This is a genomic window from Microcoleus sp. B3-A4 (assembly GCF_036705385.1).
In the GTDB taxonomy this organism is placed as follows: Bacteria; Cyanobacteriota; Cyanobacteriia; order Cyanobacteriales; family Microcoleaceae; genus Microcoleus.
The window spans coordinates 1-18,169 of sequence record NZ_JAUBUI010000072.1; the positions used below are offsets into that span (position 1 = coordinate 1).

Genomic DNA, 18,169 nt, shown 5'->3' on the forward strand with positions numbered 1-18,169 from the left:
CCCTATGAGTTACTGTTGGCGACGCTGCCTGATGGGCGATCACACTTGCCCAACGTGTGCCAGTTGCGTAAGTCCTGGATGATATTCATGTCCCTTTAGGATTGGTTGAGCGCCCTCAAAAGGTTCAGCGTCGTGATGATTATTCTACAGAAGAAGGTTCACGAGTATATCGAGAAGAAAAGGAGAAAATCACCCCCATCGACTACGATGATTTTTTCCAGCAGGTTCTCGCCCACCAGCAGAGTCCCAAGAGTAATGGTAAGCGTCTCAATATCATTGGTGAACCAGGCGCAGGAAAAACAACTCAGTTGTTGAAGATTGCAGATTGGGTATTGCATAAAACTGATGGTTTGCCGATTTGGATTTCTTTAGGAGTAGTTGGGGAAAAGCTTCTACAGGAGTATTTGCTCAAAGATTGGCTGCCAGATGCGGCGGGTAAGTTGGATGCTGCACCGCCTGAATGGGTGGAACAGTTAGAACAACACTTGAAAGATGGGCGAGTGTGGTTGCTGTTGGATGGTGCAGATGAAATGCAAGTCGCTGACCCCTTGGGAAAACTTGCCGAATTCCTCAGAGTTGCCTTGCTGAAAAATGTGCGGGTGGTGCTGACTTGCCGCCTGAATCTCTGGGATGCTGCAGGCAATGCTCTGTCTGAGTTTGATACTTACAAAATGCTGGATTTTAGTTATGGGGATGGCAAGAATTCAGATCGGGTGAAGCAGTTTATTGATAAGTGGTTTGGGAACCCCTCCCTAGCCCTCCCCTACAAGGAGAGGGAGGAAGAAGCCTCCCCCCACGTCGGGGGGACTGAGGGGGGTCAACAATTACGTAAGGCTTTAGACGAAACTGGCAAAGAACGAATCAAGGATTTAGCACGTCATCCTCTACGGTTAGCGCTGTTGTGCTTTACTTGGCAATCTGGACGAGGAAAATTACCAGATACCAAAGCTGAACTCTATGAGATGTTTGTTGAAGCGCTCTATGTCTTGAAAAAGGGGGTATTTCCCACCACCTCAGCACAGCAAAGAGACTTAAATGCAGCTCTTGGACGACTGGGTTTGAAGGCGATCGACAAGGGATTCAAGTCTATCCTGCCCCATAGTTTAGTTTATGAGGAACTGGAGAAACCATATCCCGAATTATTTGAGTTAGCTGACAAATTGGGTTGGTTGAATCAAGTAGGTGTTGAGCCAGAAAATTCGCTCAAACCAGTTTATGCTTTCTTTCATCCCACATTTCAGGAGTATTTTGCAGCAACGGTGATTGATGATTGGAAATTTTTCTTGCCACGGCAGCATAAAGATAAACCAGTAAAAGATAAAGAGAAATCTGTAAAATATAAACGCTATCGAGTTTTTGAGTTGCAATGGAAAGAGGTAATTTTACTCTGGCTGGGGCGTCAAGATGAGAAGCTAAAAGAGCAGAAGGAGCAGTTGATAAAAGGTTTAGTAGAGTTCTGCGATGGATGTGACAGTGAAAACTTGAACTTTTATTGGTTTCGAGCGTATTTTCTTGCAGCAGAGGGGATTAGAGAGTTTCCAAACTGCAAACTAGCAAAGGTGATTGTGGAGCAAGTAGCAATCTGGGCTTGCAGTAAACGCTGGTTGTCATCTGATCCTCTATCAGAGACAGCAAGAGAAATATTGAGATATACAGATCAAAGCAGAGCTATCGATGTTCTAATCCGCATATTACACAAAAGTCAGCCTACTCGGCATGACATGACTTGTTTACTAGCTGCTACTGGTTTATTAGAAATTGAGTCAAGTCATCAGGAAGCTATTTCAGCTTTGACAACACTAATGAATTATTCCGATTTTGAACCTATTGAGTGGCTGGCTGCTAGAGTTTTACTGAAGAAATTTCCTCATCATCCAGAAGCAACAGAAAAAGTGATAGGCGATTTAGACTGGGAAGACAAAAAGAAGTCATGGCGAAGCTTTTACGGTAAGTCCGAAGAGATTGCTAATCTAATTAGAATGCTTTGCTCTAGTTCAGACAAATCAACTCGTATTAAAGCGGCTCAGAGTTTGATGAAAATTAGAGAAGTCACGGAATATATAGGAGATTACACTCTTTCTAATTTGATTGAATCTATTCACAGCAATCAGTATGGTTCAATAGGTCACTATTATTTTTTTAATGAATGATATACTGGGTCATATTGGCTTTGCCAATAAAAATGCTATTAATTTCCTGATTAGGATAATCGACAATTCAAATAGCTTTGATGATTTAAAACAGGATGCAATAGATTGGATTCGTAGACGAGCAATTGATAGTCTGGGAAAAATCGCAACTGGTGATTTAAAGGTAGTCAAGGCTTTGACTCAAGTTATATATGGTGATTTCCCAATAGAAAATCGCTATAAGGCAGCGATAAATTTAGGCGGTACAGCTACTTATAATCCCATAATTATACTTCATTTGATTGAATTTATTTGCACTGGATGGGTTAGAAGGAATGAACAAAATAATTCTTTGGGAACCGTCTCAAATTTTAGCGATTTTGAACGTCCAGAATTAAACGCTTGGTAGAGGGGGAAGGTTTTTTATCAACAAGCTCCTGAACTCCTACACGCAGCCACCCAAATAATATTTGCTGCACTTACTCAAGGTAATTTTTATCAGACAGTAGTTACAAAACTAAGTGGCTGCCTGCAAGAGGATACAGATAATCAGCACCATTTCTATAACGACCGTTATGAGTCCTGCTACCAGCTCATCTGGCACTGTGCCCAAAACATGAGCTATCCAGACTTTTATGAAGCATGGCACAGGCAATCCACCACTACCCATCCTGAAGCACCTGACAACATTCCTGTTGGTAACTTTGCTGAAGCTCAAATCCTCGAAGCCCAAAACATCGAATTTAACCAACTGCGAACCTCTGCACACACTCATCCTCTGGCAATCAACTTACTATCCCTCAAAGAAGAGACAGAACAAGGAGCGATCGCGCAAAAACTCTGCAACAAAATCTACAAGCATCAGGCTGTCAAAATTCCAGGGAAACCCCCCACCGTCAAGAGTGATGCTGAACTCCAACAACACCTCTTCGAGATTCAAGACAAGTTGCAGCGCCCAAACCTAGCTTTAGTTTTGTACATCAAAGACGCTAACGGTTTTCACGAGCCAACAGAAGAAGCGATCGCATTCTGCCAAAAACTTGCCGATCCAGACTTGGGGATTCACCTTGCTTGGATTACCAACCAGTCTCTTGAGCAACCCTTGAAGGATATTCAACCTGACCCACTAAAGCTGATTAGCAAGATTCAAAGCTGGATTGATGAAATTGTATAGGATTACGTCTTGGTTTCTTCCACCCAGTTGCTAGACGCACCATTACATAAGTTACTCGATTTGCCTCAAGCCACGCGCGAAGCGGTGAGGAGTTACTCAAGTTGAGTGCAATCCATTACGAGGAAAGAGTTACTGAGAACCTGCCAAAGTTTTGTCCAAGTCAACTAGAACGGGATGTCCAAATCGTCTTCACCATCATCTACCGATAACTGTGATGGCGGTACTGGAGATAATGCTTCGTGAGGAATTACTTCCATCCAATAGGGGTGCTTGTCGTGAGTCACCTGGACAAACCAAGCTTCGTTAATCTGAAACAGACGTTTAACTCGTCCAACACCAAGCCCACCCGGAGGAACTGGATCGTCAGATGTGCATACCGCCAACATGAAGGAGCTTAAGGTGCGATCGAAGCACCGGGTAATGTTTTCCAACCGCTTGACGATTCGTTTCCTTTTCTGTGCGAGCCTTTTTCAGGTTCTTTTCCAAACGACGCAGGTCAGATTCTCTGCGTACATCACTCTCAACTACTAACCACAAAAAAAATTTTGGATAAATTAACCCTAGTCGTTACACCGTCGCGGGTGTCTCAGCATCATGTGAGCTTTGTGGAAAGTGACCGCGCTCAACCAGAGCGCGTACAGGCTCACCCTTGGGTTATTAGTAATAACCGTTTGTTTCAAATTACAAATCTATTGTTTCAAATCATAAAGTTGATTATATTTCTCTTAGATTATTTGCTCATCGATTATCCCAGTAATTACCATAATGCTATTTGTTGGCAATACCCGCAGTACATCAAAAAACCTACCCACACACCTCGATAGGAAAATACTATGAGCAACGGAAGTGGATGCCCATTTACGGGCGGCGGTCAGAAATCTCAGCCTCGTCATAGGCCGTCGCACCGAGACTGGTGGCCGAATTATTTGAATCTGAGCATCCTCCACCAGCACACACCCCAGGCCAATCCCATGGGTGAGGCGTTCAACTATGCTGAGGAGTTCAAGAGTCTTGACTTAGCTGCCTTGAGGGCAGATATCTACGAGCTGATGACCACCTCCCAGGACTGGTGGCCAGCCGACTACGGCCATTATGGGCCGCTCTTGATTCGGATGGCTTGGCACAGCGCGGGCACATATCGTATTGGCGACGGTCGCGGCGGTGCGGGCTCTGGCAGCCAGCGGTTTGAACCCCTCAACAGTTGGCCAGACAATGCCAACCTCGACAAGGCGCGAATGTTGCTTTGGCCCATCAAGCAGAAATACGGCAAGAAAATCTCCTGGGCCGACCTCATGATCTTCGCTGGCAACTGCGCGCTTGAGTCGATGGGTTTCAAGACGTTGGGTTTTGCGGGCGGGCGCGTGGATGTCTGGCAGCCAGAGGAAGACATCTACTGGGGTTCTGAGAAAGCTTGGCTCGGCAATGAGCGTTACGAAGGCGATCGGGTACTCCTGAATCCCCTCGGCGCCGTTCAGATGGGACTGATCTACGTGAACCCGGAAGGGCCAGACGGCGAGCCCGATCCGGTCGGCTCAGGGCGCGATATTCGCGAAACCTTTGGTCGGATGGCGATGAACGACGAGGAGACAGTCGCGCTCACCGCCGGTGGGCACACGTTCGGCAAATGTCACGGTGCGGGCGAGGCGACGCACGTAGGGGCTGATCCTGCGGGTGCCACCATCATCGATCAGGGCCTCGGCTGGAAGAACGCCTTTAACACGGGTGTCGGCGTCGATGCGATCACCAGCGGTATCGAAGGCGCATGGACTCCCACTCCGACGCAGTGGGACAACAGCTATCTCGAAACCCTGTTCAAATATGACTGGGAACTGACGAAAAGCCCCGCTGGCGCGTGGCAATGGAAGCCCAAGGGCGACGCTGGTGCGGGTACGGTACCCGACGCGCACGATCCGTCGAAACGGCACGCCCCCATGATGACCACGGCGGACATGGCGATGAAGATGGACCCCATCTACAACCAGATTGCGCGACGTTACCACGACAACCCGGATGAATTCGCAGAGCAGTTCGCCAAGGCGTGGTTCAAGCTGACGCACCGCGATATGGGTCCCCGCTCGCGCTATCTCGGCCCGGAGGTTCCACAGGAAGAGTTCTTGTGGCAAGATCCCATTCCCGCAGTCGATCATGAATTGATTGATGAGCAGGACATCGCTGCCCTCAAGGGCAAGATTCTTGCTTCGGGACTGTCTGTCTCCCAACTCGTTTCGACTGCTTGGGCGTCGGCGTCAACGTTCCGCTGCTCCGATATGCGCGGTGGAGCGAACGGGGGGCGCATTCGTCTGGCGCCGCAGAAGGATTGGGAAGTCAACCAGCCAGAGCAGTTGGCAACAGTGCTGCAAACCCTGGAGGGAATTCAACAGGAGTTCAACAACTCGCACTCTGGCGGCAAGCGGGTTTCGCTCGCTGACTCGATCGTTCTGGGCGGCTGCGCGGGCATTGAGCAAGCGGCGAAAAATGCCGGTCACGACGTGACGGTTCCCTTCAAGCCGGGACGCACGGATGCGCTGCAAGAGAAAACGGATGTCGAGTCCTTCGCCGCGCTTGAGCCGACTGCGGACGGGTTCCGCAACTACAAAGGCGGCAAACACAGCGAATCGCTCGAAGAGCTACTGGTCGATCGGGCGCAGTTGCTGTCCCTGTCAGCTCCTCAGATGACGGTTCTCCTGGGCGGGTTGCGCGTCCTGGGTACAAACTTTGGAGGGTCTAAACACGGCGTCTTCACCCATCAACCAGAGACGTTGACCAATGACTTCTTCGTGAACCTGCTCGACTTGGGCACGACGTGGAAGGCGACTTCTGAAGATGAATATGAGTTTGAGGGGAGCGATCGCAAAACAGGCGACCTGAAGTGGACTGCTACCCGTGTTGACCTCATCTTCGGCTCAAACTCTCAGCTCCGCGCCTTGGCGGAAGTCTATGGATGTGTGGACTCGCAGCAGAAGTTTGTCAATGACTTTGTGGCGGCGTGGGACAAGGTGATGAACCTTGACCGCTATGACCTCCGCACAGTCTTAGCGAAAACCTCTGCCAGGAGTTTCTAGGCGTAACTTCAACCGATTATCCGCGATCGGAGAGCGAGGTTACGTTAACCCGCGGCAATCCTAAATGCCGGTAGAAGCTAGAGACAAAAATGAGAGCGGCGTTTCAACTTGTCTTGAAACACCGCTCTCAGGTTTAGGCCCTGATGCCAAAGCTGTTTAGAAACATGAACGCGATATTAGCCACGTTGTAAGATGTGCCAATGGTATCGGGGTAGTAATAAATATGTAGTGATTTAATATTTATTGCCTCAAAGTCGAGTTGTAATGATGGACAAAATACCAAATAGCACCAATATGGTTTTCTAACTTTTTATAAAATGAGAAAGTCTTTCTTACAAGATGTGACATTAGGTTAATGCTGGATAAGATCGATATAGGAGATAATATTCAGCAAAGGTGACAGATAACACCCAAGAACCCGGACTTTACCTGCTTTCGTTTCTGTTTAATCCCTTAAAATTAGGGTGTTATCCAGCAGATACGACGGATAATCCACCCCCCGGTAAAGGTATTATCCAGCACATTTGTTGAATACTGAAGTTTCTACTGTCCCGGCTTAACCGGGTAGCCACGATGCTGATTAGGCCAACAAAAACAGCCCTAAGTTCCCTAGGTTATGAACTAGATTGCCGTGAGGAGGCTTTTGGTTATCTAAGGGATTCCTCCGATGTACTCGGACAGCCAGAGCAATTGCGACGGAGGATGCAACAAGACGGTTACTTATACTTAAAAGCCTTTCTTAACTCTGAAGAGGTTTGGCAAGCTCGTCAGGAAATTGCAGCTTGTTTAGCTGCTGAGGGAAGCTTGGAACTTGAGGGCCCTGTTCTAGATTGCATCGCTAAACCTGGATTAAACATACATTTCCGTCCTGATTTAGCAAGCAGGAGTTCAACACTGAAAACACTGCTTTATTCGGGACGGATGATGGAATTTTTTGGAACTTTTTTAGGCGGTCAAGTCCGACATTACGATTACACCTGGCTGAGAGCCGTCGCCCCAGGAAAAGGAACTTACGCTCATTGTGACATTGTGTATATGGGACGGGGAACTGACAAGCTTTACACGGCTTGGACTCCATTAGGCGATATTCCTTGGGAATTAGGGGGGTTAATGATTTTGGAAAATTCTCATCATCTAGAGACTATTAAAAATAGCTATGGATGTAAAGATGTCGATCGCTATTGTACCAACAGAAAAACGGCTCATTTGTATGCGTCCAATCAAAAAGGGTGGGATGGAGCCTTATCCAAAAACCCGGTTTCTTTGCGCTGTAAATACGGAGGACGTTGGTTGAGTTCCGAATTCGAGGCTGGAGATGTTCTGATTTTTGGTATGTTTACCATTCATGCCAGTTTGGATAACCATTCTCCTTCTATTCGACTCTCCTCGGACAGCCGTTATCAATTGGCATCTGAACCAGTGGATGAAAGGTGGGTTGGCAGTAACCCTATTGGTCACTCTACTGCTGCTAAGCAAGGTCAGATTTGCTAGAAGAAGACTTTCGTATTGAGTCTTGTCGTCGAAGGTAGAAGCAAAAATCAAAAATTATCGACTGTGCCAGTTCAAAGGGCAGAATGTGGGTTTCAAATGCAGCGGATAGACCGAAACGCTTTCTGCTTCGTTTTAAGTTCTCTGCCGCCGCTGAACGCGACTTTTAGACCGCTATGTATGCGACATCAGCTACAGGTTGCAATCAAATAAAGGCTAATCGTTGGAGGTTCTAATTGGAACTTCACGAGAATTGCAGGTACGACCAATGCTTCGAGACAGAAGTGTGACTGCGAGATTCACAGTTTGAAATCTGATGCAAGCGATCGCATACTCTCCTTCAACTTACTCCTGTAGATAGAGGGAAGTTTTAGAACTGCCTACTAAAACACGCTCAAATCGTTCGTTAATTTGAAGCATTTGTATTTTTTTGCGTTGCAGGTACGGGATGCTGGGAACCTATGCTGCAAACAATCAGAGGAGAGGTGCTGTGAGAGCTCGAAGACGGCAATTATTATTCCGCGATCGCTCGATCGTTCTGCGCTTCTCGATCGTCGCCCTTGTCGTTTCTGAGGGAAACTAAAACCGAACCAAAAACCCAAACCATAACCTCAACGCGCCCCCCATTGCCCAAACTCCCCGAATGCGAGCGCTGTCTCCTCTACGCGCACAACCCACACCTCGTCTGTGCAGTCCATCCCGCAGGCCCCAACGCCGATACTTGCTCCGACTTTCGAGAAGACCCCGACGCCGCATCGGATGAACTGTGGGAACCAGAAGGTGCGAGCTACTACAACGGCGAACTCATCCTGCAACCGAGGCAGCGGTGGACGCGAGAAGAACAATTGAAGCTGCTGGATACCCATCCACTGTTTACCGATCGATGTCCTCAATGTGAAATGACTTATCCCAAGTACGAAACACCCGGTGCATTGGGATTGCGTCCGTTACGGGTGGGTGGATGATTCGGTGTGAGGTCGAAATGTCTATTATTTGCCAACGGACTTGTTGGCGCTGACTGTGATGGAATATTATGCTGTCTATGGGTTTGAGTTTTAAAGTATGTCAGGAAATACTGGAAAATCTTAAAGCTACTGAGTCGTGGCTGTTTCAGCCGTCTGTGTTAGAAGGGCAGATGAAACGGTTTATGCTGTTATTGGATTTAAAGCGGCGATGTTTGGTAAGTTTTGAGAGTGGTTTGGCGTTGGAAACGATTAATCAAGGTTTGCCTGTTGTGGCGTTTTGGAGCGATCGCATTCATCAACGTTTACGTGACAATCTTAGTAGTTTTGCGACAGCAGGCGATCGCATAGTTTAATTTTGTGCATATGGCTCAAAGTAAATATCTATAGCGTTGCTGACTCAAGATAGGAACCCGATAGCTGAAAGCTATCAACACTCATTTGGAGTTTTGCAGAATCACGCCCCGCTCAGCAACGCCCAATTTACTTATATGTCTGCGTTAGAAGCGACAGATGCTTAACAATGTGCTTGAATAAAGTCAAACATCGGGCGGAAAACCTCAAAGCACGAAGCATCAAGGGTAGGTATAATGTTTTCGGCCAATTTTACTTTCTTTCCTTTAAATGGGATTTCCTTATATCCATTACAGTCTTCCATTGTGTAGGTAGTCCTGCATAGTCAGGAATATTTGTTATAACTTACTTATTCAATCTGCCTTAATTTTTCGCTTGTGAAATGTGTCATATCTAGCCCTGTCGAGTTCAATTTGGCTGGCTTGCATCGAAGCAGCTTTACGGTTGGCGATCGTATCCGGCAGACCGATGTACAACCAAAATTGTTTTCCTTGCCATTACCAAACTAAACGGAGCCGGTCCTTAAAAATCTTGACCTTCACAGAGCCTTTTGGCATATCGCAGATTTATCGCACTTTTTGTCTGAGTATGTCAGATCTTGTCACCCCTTATTGAGAATGACAATATCCTGCAAAATCTACCAAAAATAATGGAATCCTTAGTGTATAAGGATTCCATCTATCGGAGCGGCGGGATTTGAACCCACGACCCCTACTACCCCAAAGTAGTGCGCTACCAAGCTGCGCTACGCCCCGACAGCTTTAATAGCTTAGCATAGAATTCCCGAAAAAGTCAAAAAACTTTTAAAACTTTTGCAGCCTGCACCAAACTCGGAACCGCAGCCGCCGGCCAAAAACCCTCGCACCTCCTGCCAGCATTCAAGATCAATTGTACGCTGTAAGCTTGGGGATAGCCTTCCACCTGCACCCACAGCAAGTCGCTTTCTGCTTCAATGGCGATTTTTTCCTCGTCCATTAACTCAGAGGCTATTTGACTCATTGTGCCGGCTAATTGCCCCAACAATCGGCAAAAATCGTTCAACTCAGCCTCTGTGAGTTCGATCGCCCAACCGTCGCCAGCCACCAAACCCTTAAACTCCTCCGCCTCCGGGTTCCATCCCAAACGCCACCCAACATCGGTTTTAATTACACGTTCCACCATTAAGAAATTTTAGATTTTAGATTTTGGATTTTAGATTAGTAGGGCTTACCCATAAATACGAAAGAAAACGGGTTTTTTACCTGTGTTAAAGGCTCAACAGCAATATTTCCGTAAAAAACTCGGTTTCTGTATCCATGAGTATTAAGGTGCCAGCAACTTCGCATCTCCCGGCTGCGGCTGCGGTATCTCCGGGGAATTCGATCGCCCTTGTGGTTTTTCCCCCGCCTGTGTGCGCCCACCCCCGGAATTCTCCGTAAAAACATCTACCAAAGCTTGAACCAAAGCATCGCGCTGTGCTCTATTTAACCTTTGAATAGCCGCACGATCCTGTTCCATTGGATTTGAGCGCAAAACGTCTTTTCCCGGATACACGCTTTCTACCAAATAATCGGGAGTCGCCCCCAAATAGTCAGCTAAACTCAACTTCCAATCAAAGCGGTAATTCGGCGGTCGTCCTTTGACAAATACGTGATATCGAATCAACCGCCCGACTAAAGTATTGGTAGGATCGACTTTTCCAGTTTCTTGAGAAATGTAGTTATTTTCGATCGGGAAATCCGGCAATTTTTCGTATACCAATTTCCACGCATCTTGCACCCTCACTTGCGGTGCCGCAGATTGTTGAGCCACCCGCTGCACTGAGGCAGACTCAGAACTCCGCAGCAGCGAAGGTTCCAAAGCCGACATACTCAGTTCCCCGGATTCCAATACCCAACTCAAAAGCGTGAAAATCGCCACACTCAAAGTAACGAACAGAAAACTTAAGCCCTGCTTTAATCTATTCACGGTTTTGACAATAATTTCAAAAATAGAATAATTTCATAAACTTACCTTCAAGCAGATGTCCTAGTTTCTAATTTTAGGACTTAGGGAAAGAAACCCGGTTTAGGTAAATCAGAAGTTTGTCAACGAGACAGCTAAGAAGAAACCGGGTTTCTCGCCCTGGCCCGCCAGTCTAGTTTGAGAAAGTTTTGAGTGTGGAGTTTAAAAAAATTGCTCGCAATTCACCACTCAAAACCCAAAACTCCCGAAGTCTAGATGTCTCCGATAATTTCCGGCTGAGTCAGTTCGTCCGACATCTCAAATATTGCCCGCATTACAGGTTTCATTTGATGGTCGTCCATATTGTCAAAATCTTCATAGCGACGGCGTTTTGCGCGGTTCGCCACCTGCACCGTAATCCGATAGCGGTTGGATGCACCGTTAATCAACTCTTCCGCCCGACGGGTTAGCTGAGTTGAATCGAAAGTTGGACGCTTAACCATGAGACTCCCTACTTTATGTAATGTTACATTCTAGTCTAGTATGTCAAGATTCATAATTTATTAAGTGAGTATCATTGCTTATGCAGGTAGCAACAGCCTATTCCTTTGGTCACTTGCATCGGGGAAATTCTCATCCCCTCAGATTGGTTGCTTTCGGCGACAGCTTAATCTACGGTTTCGGCGACGGTGTAGGCGGTGGCTGGGTGGAAAGATTGCGGCGCCAGTGGATGTTACCGGAGAGTGCAGGACACGTTTTATACAATTTGGGCGTTCGGGGCGATCGCACCTATCAAGTCGCCCAGCGGCTCGAAAACGAGTTTCGCCAGCGTGGCGAGCTCAGAAACCGCGTCCCGGATGCGATTATTCTTTCCGTAGGCCTCAACGATTCGGCGAGAGTGCAGTCGCCTACCGGGCGCAGCTACACTGAGTTTGAACATTTTAAAACTGTTTTGGATAATTTATTAGACACTTCCAAACAACTTTGTCCGGTGATATTTGTCGGGATGGTGCCGGTGGATGAAAGTAAAATGCCTTTTCAAGATTGTTTGTATTACAGTCATGCTGACCAATATCGGTATAAAGAAGCAACGAAATTAGCTTGTCAGTTGCGGGGAATTCCCTATTTAGATATTTTTGATAAATGGATAAATCGGGGCAGTGATTGGTGGCGATCGCGCTTGATTGCAGATGGGCTGCATCCCAATGCAGCGGGCTATCAATCTTTATTTGAAGATGTGACAAGTTGGGAGCCGTTAGCCTCTATTAGTCAATAGTCAATAGTCATTAGTCAGTAGTCAGCTAGGCTGTTGCGCCTTTAATGCAGCTTGTCTAAAAAACTGTGTAATTAATATTACTCTTTTTTTGCAAGCAGCTATGTGCGTATATACTCTACTGTGAATGAGAACTTCAGCTTAGGGATTCCGCTTGCCTGTAATAAACTTGCGATCGTCTCTACACTTGTCTTGTACGACATATTATCTTTAGAACCAAACGGAATATCTGCTTTCCATTTTCCATTTAAAGTGACAGTTACTGTAGCGGGTGTGATAAATCTTCTCGGCGATACATACACTTTTTCTATATATCCTTCTTCTTCGTTGAGCTTTACTTTAGCAAAGTCAGACAAGGAGGCTTCTAGCAGCAACCAAAACACTCTATCTACTGTGGTTTGCAAATAAACTTCTTTGTAAATTTTATGCTGAGAACCTTGAGTTTTCCTCCCTTTTGCACCGTATATGCTGTTGCTTATAGGAAAAACTCCAGACTTGACATCTGTCTTTCCTATTGGTTCTTTTAAATCGCAAAAGAATGGCTTAACAAATATCATCATTCTTTTATCTCTACTACTGTCTATGTAATTATCATCTTTTGGTATGCACTCTAAATACTTATTTACCTCATAACGATTTAAGTCAATACCACGTTCCGTTAACAATGCCACGAGATATTGCTTCTTATTAGCAAGATTAGCTAACCTTACAAGCATACCTGTATTACTATCCCGGACAGTTGTTGTGTTGGTTGGTAATACTTGCTTTTTACTAAAATCTATCTCTTCATTAAAAAGTAATTTAACCAAATCTTGTTTATAAGGATATATTCGTTCTATAGCCTTGCGGGAAAGTCTCTCATATAGGTCATCTTGGTTATCTTTAGCCAAAGATATCCCTCCAATCCCAAGCAAACACTTATTTTTTAGGATGGCTAAAGAAGCTTCATCAACAGCCCTAACCTCTACATTTGCCACTTGAGTCAAATCGTACCCTTGAATGTATTGTAATGCTTCTCGATCGATTCCATATACTTCTATAACTAACCCATTAACCAACAATCTTCTCACGGCTAATTCATAAATGGGTTTACCTTTATAAGTATAAGCAAATTCCCAATTAGTATAATAATTACTGCGCTTTCTAAAAATCCTTCTCAGGAAACGCATTTCTGAGTTCCAGTTGTAGCCTAATTCACTTAAATTTATGCAAATATGTATTACAGTCAGAGGCAAAACAGCCTTTTTTACTCTCCAATTATCTTGCCAATAGATAGACGTTTCGATAAATTTAAGGTCTTCTTGTCGGGCGGATTCTACACCTAATACAAAACTGTAAGGGGCTAGGCTAAATAACGTTTCCCGTAATAATCTCTCTGTGGGAGCTAATTTCTTAGCCTTGACTTGAGTTCCATTCAACTGCGGGCTGTAATGCTCAATCCGCTGCTGTTCGATAATATCAAGTAGCGATTCAGGCAATAATTCGTAGTAGATAGTAAACTGTTTTTTTCGTTGCTTTTGTAGTTGATCTAGTCTGTGGTGACTATCACCTGTCCACCGGGTACGAAGATTCTTTGCTTTTCCGATGTACCAAATTATGGAGTTTTCATCTACAACGTAATATATTCCAGATTCTTCGGGCAGTAGTGTTCTGCTCTTTAAACTTATATGAGGTAATTGCAAGATCTGTTCGTCTGCACTCATATTTTTGTTTTCTAGTTGATGCGATGTGTCTCTAGAGCTAATATTCTCATCTGGGCGCGCTAATGTCAAGGGAACTCGCAGTTCTTCTCAAACCGCTTTGTCCGTAAATCCTGTTAATTCTAGAGACAAGGTAGTCATTAGACAGCAGTAACAATCAAGTAGAGTGCGTCAGCTAGCATTATTTTCGCTATAAACTAACAATCTCACAACTGACGCACGCCGGCAAAAAACGGTGCGTCAGATTCATACTTTCCGTGTAAATTAAAAATCTCAAACCTGACGAACCCTACCACTGATTGTATTCTTGACCATCAAGTAAAACTTTATAAAATGCTCAGTAACCAGGTGGGTGTTGCAAACTACCAACCACTTTGTCGATCGCTTCTGCGATCGCCAACAACTCCATTTCACGCCACCGCTTACCAACAATTTGCATTCCAACCGGTAAACCATTTTGAGTTTGTCCAATTGGAATTACCACCGCAGGATGTCCGCTCAAATTAGAAGGCATGGTGTAAGCCCCGTTTGCCACTGAATAAGGATAGGATCTGCCATCAATGTCAACTGCACTCCAAGCGGGACGATGGGTAAACGCAGCGGTTGCAGCAACGGGACAAAGCCATACATCCCACGGTTCTAATGCCTCATCTATATGGGCAGTGAAGCGATCGCGCTGTGTGAGTGCCTCGAAATATCCTTTCAAACTTGGATTCAATATCTCAGGTAGGAATCTGCTGAAATCACCCAATTTTCGGAGTTCCTTGTCGCCTTGGGTTGCGGTGCGGAAGATTAACTCTAAACTACGACGCACGTTATATCTATCCTGCGGTTGAGCGTAGATAGTGAGGTACATTGAAATCCGTCCGTAGAGATTTAATATTTTGGATAGGTCAAAGTCTTTGGGAAGCCAGCGTTCGGTTTGGACACCTGCGTCAGAGAGTGTCTGCACGATCGACTCCATAGCTGCTCGAATTTCAGAAGCAACGGGAACTTCGGCCCATTCAGCAGTCCAAGCGATTTTGAGATGCTGCAAAGGCTTGCCAGATGGTCGATCGAGCGGAACCGGCGGGACATCGGGGCGTCGCAGATCCGCGCCTGCAATTAACGAAAAACAAAGCCGGATGTCTTCGAGCGATCGAGCAAAACACCCAACGGTCATCATTTGCCGAATAGACAGGGGCATTCCCGGCACTTCAGGAATCTGCCCTGCTGTAGAAATACGGCGATCTGTCGGCTTTAAACCATATATCCCGCAGAAATGAGCAGGCTGACGCACCGAACCCCCGAAATCGTTCCCCAAATCTAACGGTGAAAGTCCTGCTGCGACAGCCGCGGCACTGCCCCCGGAACTGCCCCCAGGTGTGTAGTCAAGATGCCAAGGATTATTCACCCGTGGAAACAGAGAATTTGTGCTTTGATAATCGGCTGCTAGTTCCGCCATGTTGGTTTTTCCCATGATGACAGCACCTGCTGCCCGCAATCTCGCAACAGCAGTTGCATCCTGTTGAGGCACATAATCTTTGAGGGGAATATAGCCTGCTGTGGTGCGGAGTCCGGCTGTTTCAAAAATGTCTTTAATCGTGATGGGAACCCCATGTAAAGCACCCCAGTTTTCTCCTCTGGCTAGGGCTTCATCGGCAAGTCTTGCTCTAGTACGAGCATTGTCTTCATCCAGCGTACAAATGGCGTTTAGTTTCGAGTTGTGCTTGGCGATTTGATTAAGGTAAGCGTCGAGAACTTCGACGGCAGAGACTTCGCGATCGCGAATCATTCGCGCTAGCTGATGGGCAGAGGCAAACGTCAGGCTACTCATAAGCAACAAACAGGTATTTCTCGATCGAGTCAATTATATTCACTTTTAGTTAATAAAGTTAACTAATATCCAACGGCTTTGTCTCTAAATCCTGTTAATTGCAGAGACAAGGTAGATAAGGGAGATAAGCAACATAAGGATTTTAAGGAGTTTAAGCATTTTAAAATCCCAAAACAAGCCTCAAAATATTTATTTTAAAAGACCGTATCTTCCCCGCACCAGAAGTAAAATTCTTCAATAATGATTACATAACTGAGGGAAAGAGCAAGTTGGACAGGAATCAATCAGCCTATCAAAAGCTTAGTTCTTCTCAATAAAAAAAATGTGTAACTTGGAGAATCAAAAATGTCTGTATTACATCGCATTAAATCCGGTACATCTGTTTTATTAACCTTGGGAACAGTTGCCGGAACCGCAGCGCCGATGCTAGCTCCCGCGCCTTCTTTTGCTCAGACAGCTTTTTCGGATGTTAATAATAACTACTGGGCAAAAGACTTTATTCAAGATTTGTCAGAAAGAGGAATTATCAAAGGATTTCCCGATGGCAGTTTCCGCCCGGATGCACCGGTAACGCGGGCTGAATTCGCGGCAATGATCCGTTCTGTGAAAAAGGCAAAAACCCGCGCTGCTGTTAGGTTTGCCGATGTTCCGTCTAATTTTTGGGCAAGCGGGGCGATCGCCGAAGCTTACGAAATGGGATGGATGTCTGGCTATCCCGGCAATGTTTTCAGACCGACACAGCAGATTCCTCGCGTTCAAGTTGTAGTCGCTTTAAATAACGGCATGGGCTATGAGCCTAAGTGCGATTTTCAAGATGTTCTCAGCTACTATAATGATGCGGGTGAGATTCAAAGTTATGCTGTTAAAAGCGTTGCTGCTGCTACTGAAAAACAGTTGGTTGTCAGCTATCCCAGTCCTAAATCTCTCAAACCGAACAAGTCAGCAACGCGAGCTGAAGTAGCTGCTTTTATCTATCAAACATTAGTGAGTACCAATCAAGCCAGAGCAATTAATTCTCCTTACATTGCTAAGATTGATGTTAGCGAATCTGTTGCTGTGCAAATTCCCAGTGGGGTGACTATCCCCATTGAATACACAAAAGGCAAGATTTTGCTCGGCCCCAATGACAAGTCTCCGATTACGCTGACTGTAGCTGCGGATATCACGGGCGATAATGGCCAAGTGCTGATACCGGAAGGCTCAAAAATTAGCGGTGAATTGCGATCGACTGCTTCGGGCGTTCAATTTGTGGCTCTAGAATTAAGTATAATCAACGGCAGCAGAGTGCCTCTCAATGCCACTTCGCAATTGATTACTAGGAAAGAAACTGTTACCAAGGGCGTTAATGTTGGCAATCTGGTTAAGAATACGGCGTTGGGTGCAGCAGCAGCGGCGGCCATCGCAGGTGTTACGGGCGATCGGGCGATCGCGACTGAAGAGGTGCTCGGCGGTGCGGGAATCGGGACTTTGATCGGAGTGTTTTTGGGTCGAGATAAAGTCGATTTGTATGCTGTTAATCCCGACACCGATTTAGATTTGCTTTTGAATTCCGATTTGGTAGTTGGTACTGCCACCACAGACATTTGTAAGGCTCGATAGAGCCGATACTTGGCAATTTCCTCAAACCCCTCGCCTTGCAGGAGAGGGGCTTTAATGTGTGTATTTTACCTCGCTACAGGTGCATCTAATCAACTAATTAGTCATGGATTTTCTTTAAGTGTGAATTTCTACGGACATCCCAAACTTTCTCGGGTAGAAACTCCCGTCACGGGATTGACACCATATGCTTTCTCGCACATGATACTCACTTGATAAGCGTCGATAATCGCGTCAGTAAAATCAGCCCCGGAAATTGCAGCATCAAAAAACCGAGTGCGAGTCATAATTGCCTCGGAAAAATTAGCATTAGTCAAATTAGCGCCGTCGAATGTAACTCTATCTGCCAAAGCACCGGAGAGGTTGGCACCTGACAAGTTGGCATTCAGCAAAACTCCCTTAGTCAAAATCGCATTAGTTAAATCAGCACCTTGAAAATTGGTTCCCCGCATTTCAGCAGCGACAAATGTTCCCCCCGCTAAATCCGAGTTGGAAAAATCGCGATCGGACAAATTAATATTTGTGTAATTAATACTTGTTTTCGGCAGGGCAAATGCCGGAGTAGCACTCAGCAGCACCCACCCCAAAGCCAACACTAAACTTACAAACAGGCTCAAGAAAATTCGGAAGACACTTTTCATGATGATGGGAATGGGGAATGAGGAATGCAGAATGGTTGACTGTTGACTGTT

At 45.8% G+C, this 18,169-nt stretch carries 17 protein-coding genes, 1 tRNA gene and 1 pseudogene; 9 read left to right on the plus strand and 10 right to left on the minus strand.

What is annotated here, in order from left to right; all coding sequences use genetic code 11:
* Positions 1-101 precede the first annotated feature (101 nt).
* The 3 genes from QUB33_RS22555 to QUB33_RS22565 all read left to right on the plus strand — a co-directional run bounded on the left by QUB33_RS22555 (position 102) and on the right by QUB33_RS22565 (position 3,303).
* A complete protein-coding gene (locus QUB33_RS22555; RefSeq protein WP_333354533.1) occupies positions 102-2,150 on the plus strand; it encodes an NACHT domain-containing protein in 2,049 nt (682 codons plus the stop codon).
* Positions 2,143-2,538 carry a HEAT repeat domain-containing protein gene (locus QUB33_RS22560; protein ID WP_333354536.1) on the plus strand — a complete coding sequence of 132 codons (396 nt, stop codon included), beginning with the start codon at positions 2,143-2,145 and terminating at the stop codon, positions 2,536-2,538. The genes QUB33_RS22555 and QUB33_RS22560 overlap by 8 nt, the downstream gene beginning before the upstream one ends.
* A 120-nt stretch (positions 2,539-2,658) precedes the next feature.
* Positions 2,659-3,303 carry an NACHT C-terminal alpha/beta 1 domain-containing protein gene (locus QUB33_RS22565; RefSeq protein WP_445299547.1) on the plus strand — a complete coding sequence of 215 codons (645 nt, stop codon included), beginning with the start codon at positions 2,659-2,661 and terminating at the stop codon, positions 3,301-3,303.
* A 164-nt stretch (positions 3,304-3,467) separates the two neighbouring features.
* On the opposite strand, the gene QUB33_RS22570 is transcribed toward QUB33_RS22565, so the two are convergent.
* A complete protein-coding gene (locus QUB33_RS22570) occupies positions 3,468-3,734 on the minus strand; it encodes a hypothetical protein (protein WP_333354543.1) in 267 nt (88 codons plus the stop codon).
* A gap of 402 nt (positions 3,735-4,136) precedes the next feature.
* On the opposite strand from QUB33_RS22570, the gene katG reads away from it, so the two are divergent.
* Positions 4,137-6,365, plus strand: coding sequence for a catalase/peroxidase HPI (katG, locus tag QUB33_RS22575; protein WP_333354546.1), 2,229 nt, complete (start codon positions 4,137-4,139; stop codon positions 6,363-6,365).
* A gap of 240 nt (positions 6,366-6,605) precedes the next feature.
* Here the strand turns inward: katG and QUB33_RS22580 are convergent.
* Positions 6,606-6,713 (minus strand): annotated as a pseudogene (locus tag QUB33_RS22580) (IS1 family transposase); the annotation flags it as partial.
* 225 nt (positions 6,714-6,938) lie between these two features.
* On the opposite strand from QUB33_RS22580, the gene QUB33_RS22585 reads away from it, so the two are divergent.
* The 3 genes from QUB33_RS22585 to QUB33_RS22595 all read left to right on the plus strand — a co-directional run bounded on the left by QUB33_RS22585 (position 6,939) and on the right by QUB33_RS22595 (position 9,171).
* Positions 6,939-7,856 (plus strand): phytanoyl-CoA dioxygenase family protein, encoded by a 918-nt coding sequence (locus tag QUB33_RS22585; protein WP_333354549.1) that lies wholly within the window; start codon positions 6,939-6,941, stop codon positions 7,854-7,856.
* Positions 7,857-8,479: 623 nt separating this feature from the next.
* Positions 8,480-8,818, plus strand: coding sequence for a hypothetical protein (locus tag QUB33_RS22590; RefSeq protein ID WP_199301498.1), 339 nt, complete (start codon positions 8,480-8,482; stop codon positions 8,816-8,818).
* Between the two features lie 68 nt (positions 8,819-8,886).
* Positions 8,887-9,171 carry a hypothetical protein gene (locus QUB33_RS22595; protein ID WP_333354554.1) on the plus strand — a complete coding sequence of 95 codons (285 nt, stop codon included), beginning with the start codon at positions 8,887-8,889 and terminating at the stop codon, positions 9,169-9,171.
* Positions 9,172-9,522: 351 nt separating this feature from the next.
* On the opposite strand, the gene QUB33_RS22600 is transcribed toward QUB33_RS22595, so the two are convergent.
* From QUB33_RS22600 to QUB33_RS22620, 5 genes are all read right to left on the minus strand, one after another.
* Positions 9,523-9,645, minus strand: a complete 123-nt coding sequence (locus QUB33_RS22600) for a hypothetical protein (RefSeq protein WP_333354557.1) — start codon at positions 9,643-9,645, stop codon at positions 9,523-9,525.
* Positions 9,646-9,850: 205 nt separating this feature from the next.
* Positions 9,851-9,924: transfer RNA gene (locus tag QUB33_RS22605), tRNA-Pro, on the minus strand.
* A 37-nt stretch (positions 9,925-9,961) separates the two neighbouring features.
* The gene (locus tag QUB33_RS22610) at positions 9,962-10,330 is read right to left on the minus strand and encodes a DUF1818 family protein (RefSeq protein WP_333354560.1); all 369 of its coding nucleotides are present in this window, start codon (positions 10,328-10,330) and stop codon (positions 9,962-9,964) included.
* Positions 10,331-10,471: 141 nt separating this feature from the next.
* Complete coding sequence (locus QUB33_RS22615; RefSeq protein ID WP_333354563.1) at positions 10,472-11,116, minus strand: hypothetical protein; 645 nt, start codon at positions 11,114-11,116, stop codon at positions 10,472-10,474.
* Positions 11,117-11,364: 248 nt separating this feature from the next.
* Positions 11,365-11,595 carry a DNA-directed RNA polymerase subunit omega gene (locus QUB33_RS22620; RefSeq protein WP_015175138.1) on the minus strand — a complete coding sequence of 77 codons (231 nt, stop codon included), beginning with the start codon at positions 11,593-11,595 and terminating at the stop codon, positions 11,365-11,367.
* Between the two features lie 80 nt (positions 11,596-11,675).
* On the opposite strand from QUB33_RS22620, the gene QUB33_RS22625 reads away from it, so the two are divergent.
* On the plus strand, positions 11,676-12,368 hold the full coding sequence (locus QUB33_RS22625; protein ID WP_333354566.1) for a GDSL-type esterase/lipase family protein: 693 nt from the start codon (positions 11,676-11,678) through the stop codon (positions 12,366-12,368).
* A gap of 98 nt (positions 12,369-12,466) precedes the next feature.
* Here the strand turns inward: QUB33_RS22625 and QUB33_RS22630 are convergent, their stop codons facing one another.
* Entirely contained in the window at positions 12,467-14,068 is a 1,602-nt protein-coding gene (locus QUB33_RS22630; RefSeq protein ID WP_333354569.1) for a hypothetical protein, read from the minus strand.
* Between the two features lie 334 nt (positions 14,069-14,402).
* Entirely contained in the window at positions 14,403-15,881 is a 1,479-nt protein-coding gene (locus QUB33_RS22635; protein WP_333354572.1) for an amidase, read from the minus strand.
* A 345-nt stretch (positions 15,882-16,226) separates the two neighbouring features.
* On the opposite strand from QUB33_RS22635, the gene QUB33_RS22640 reads away from it, so the two are divergent.
* A complete protein-coding gene (locus QUB33_RS22640) occupies positions 16,227-17,480 on the plus strand; it encodes an S-layer homology domain-containing protein (protein ID WP_333354575.1) in 1,254 nt (417 codons plus the stop codon).
* A 128-nt stretch (positions 17,481-17,608) separates the two neighbouring features.
* Here QUB33_RS22640 and QUB33_RS22645 read toward each other — a convergent pair whose 3' ends face one another.
* The gene (locus tag QUB33_RS22645) at positions 17,609-18,118 is read right to left on the minus strand and encodes a pentapeptide repeat-containing protein (protein ID WP_333354578.1); all 510 of its coding nucleotides are present in this window, start codon (positions 18,116-18,118) and stop codon (positions 17,609-17,611) included.
* Positions 18,119-18,169: the final 51 nt, after the last annotated feature.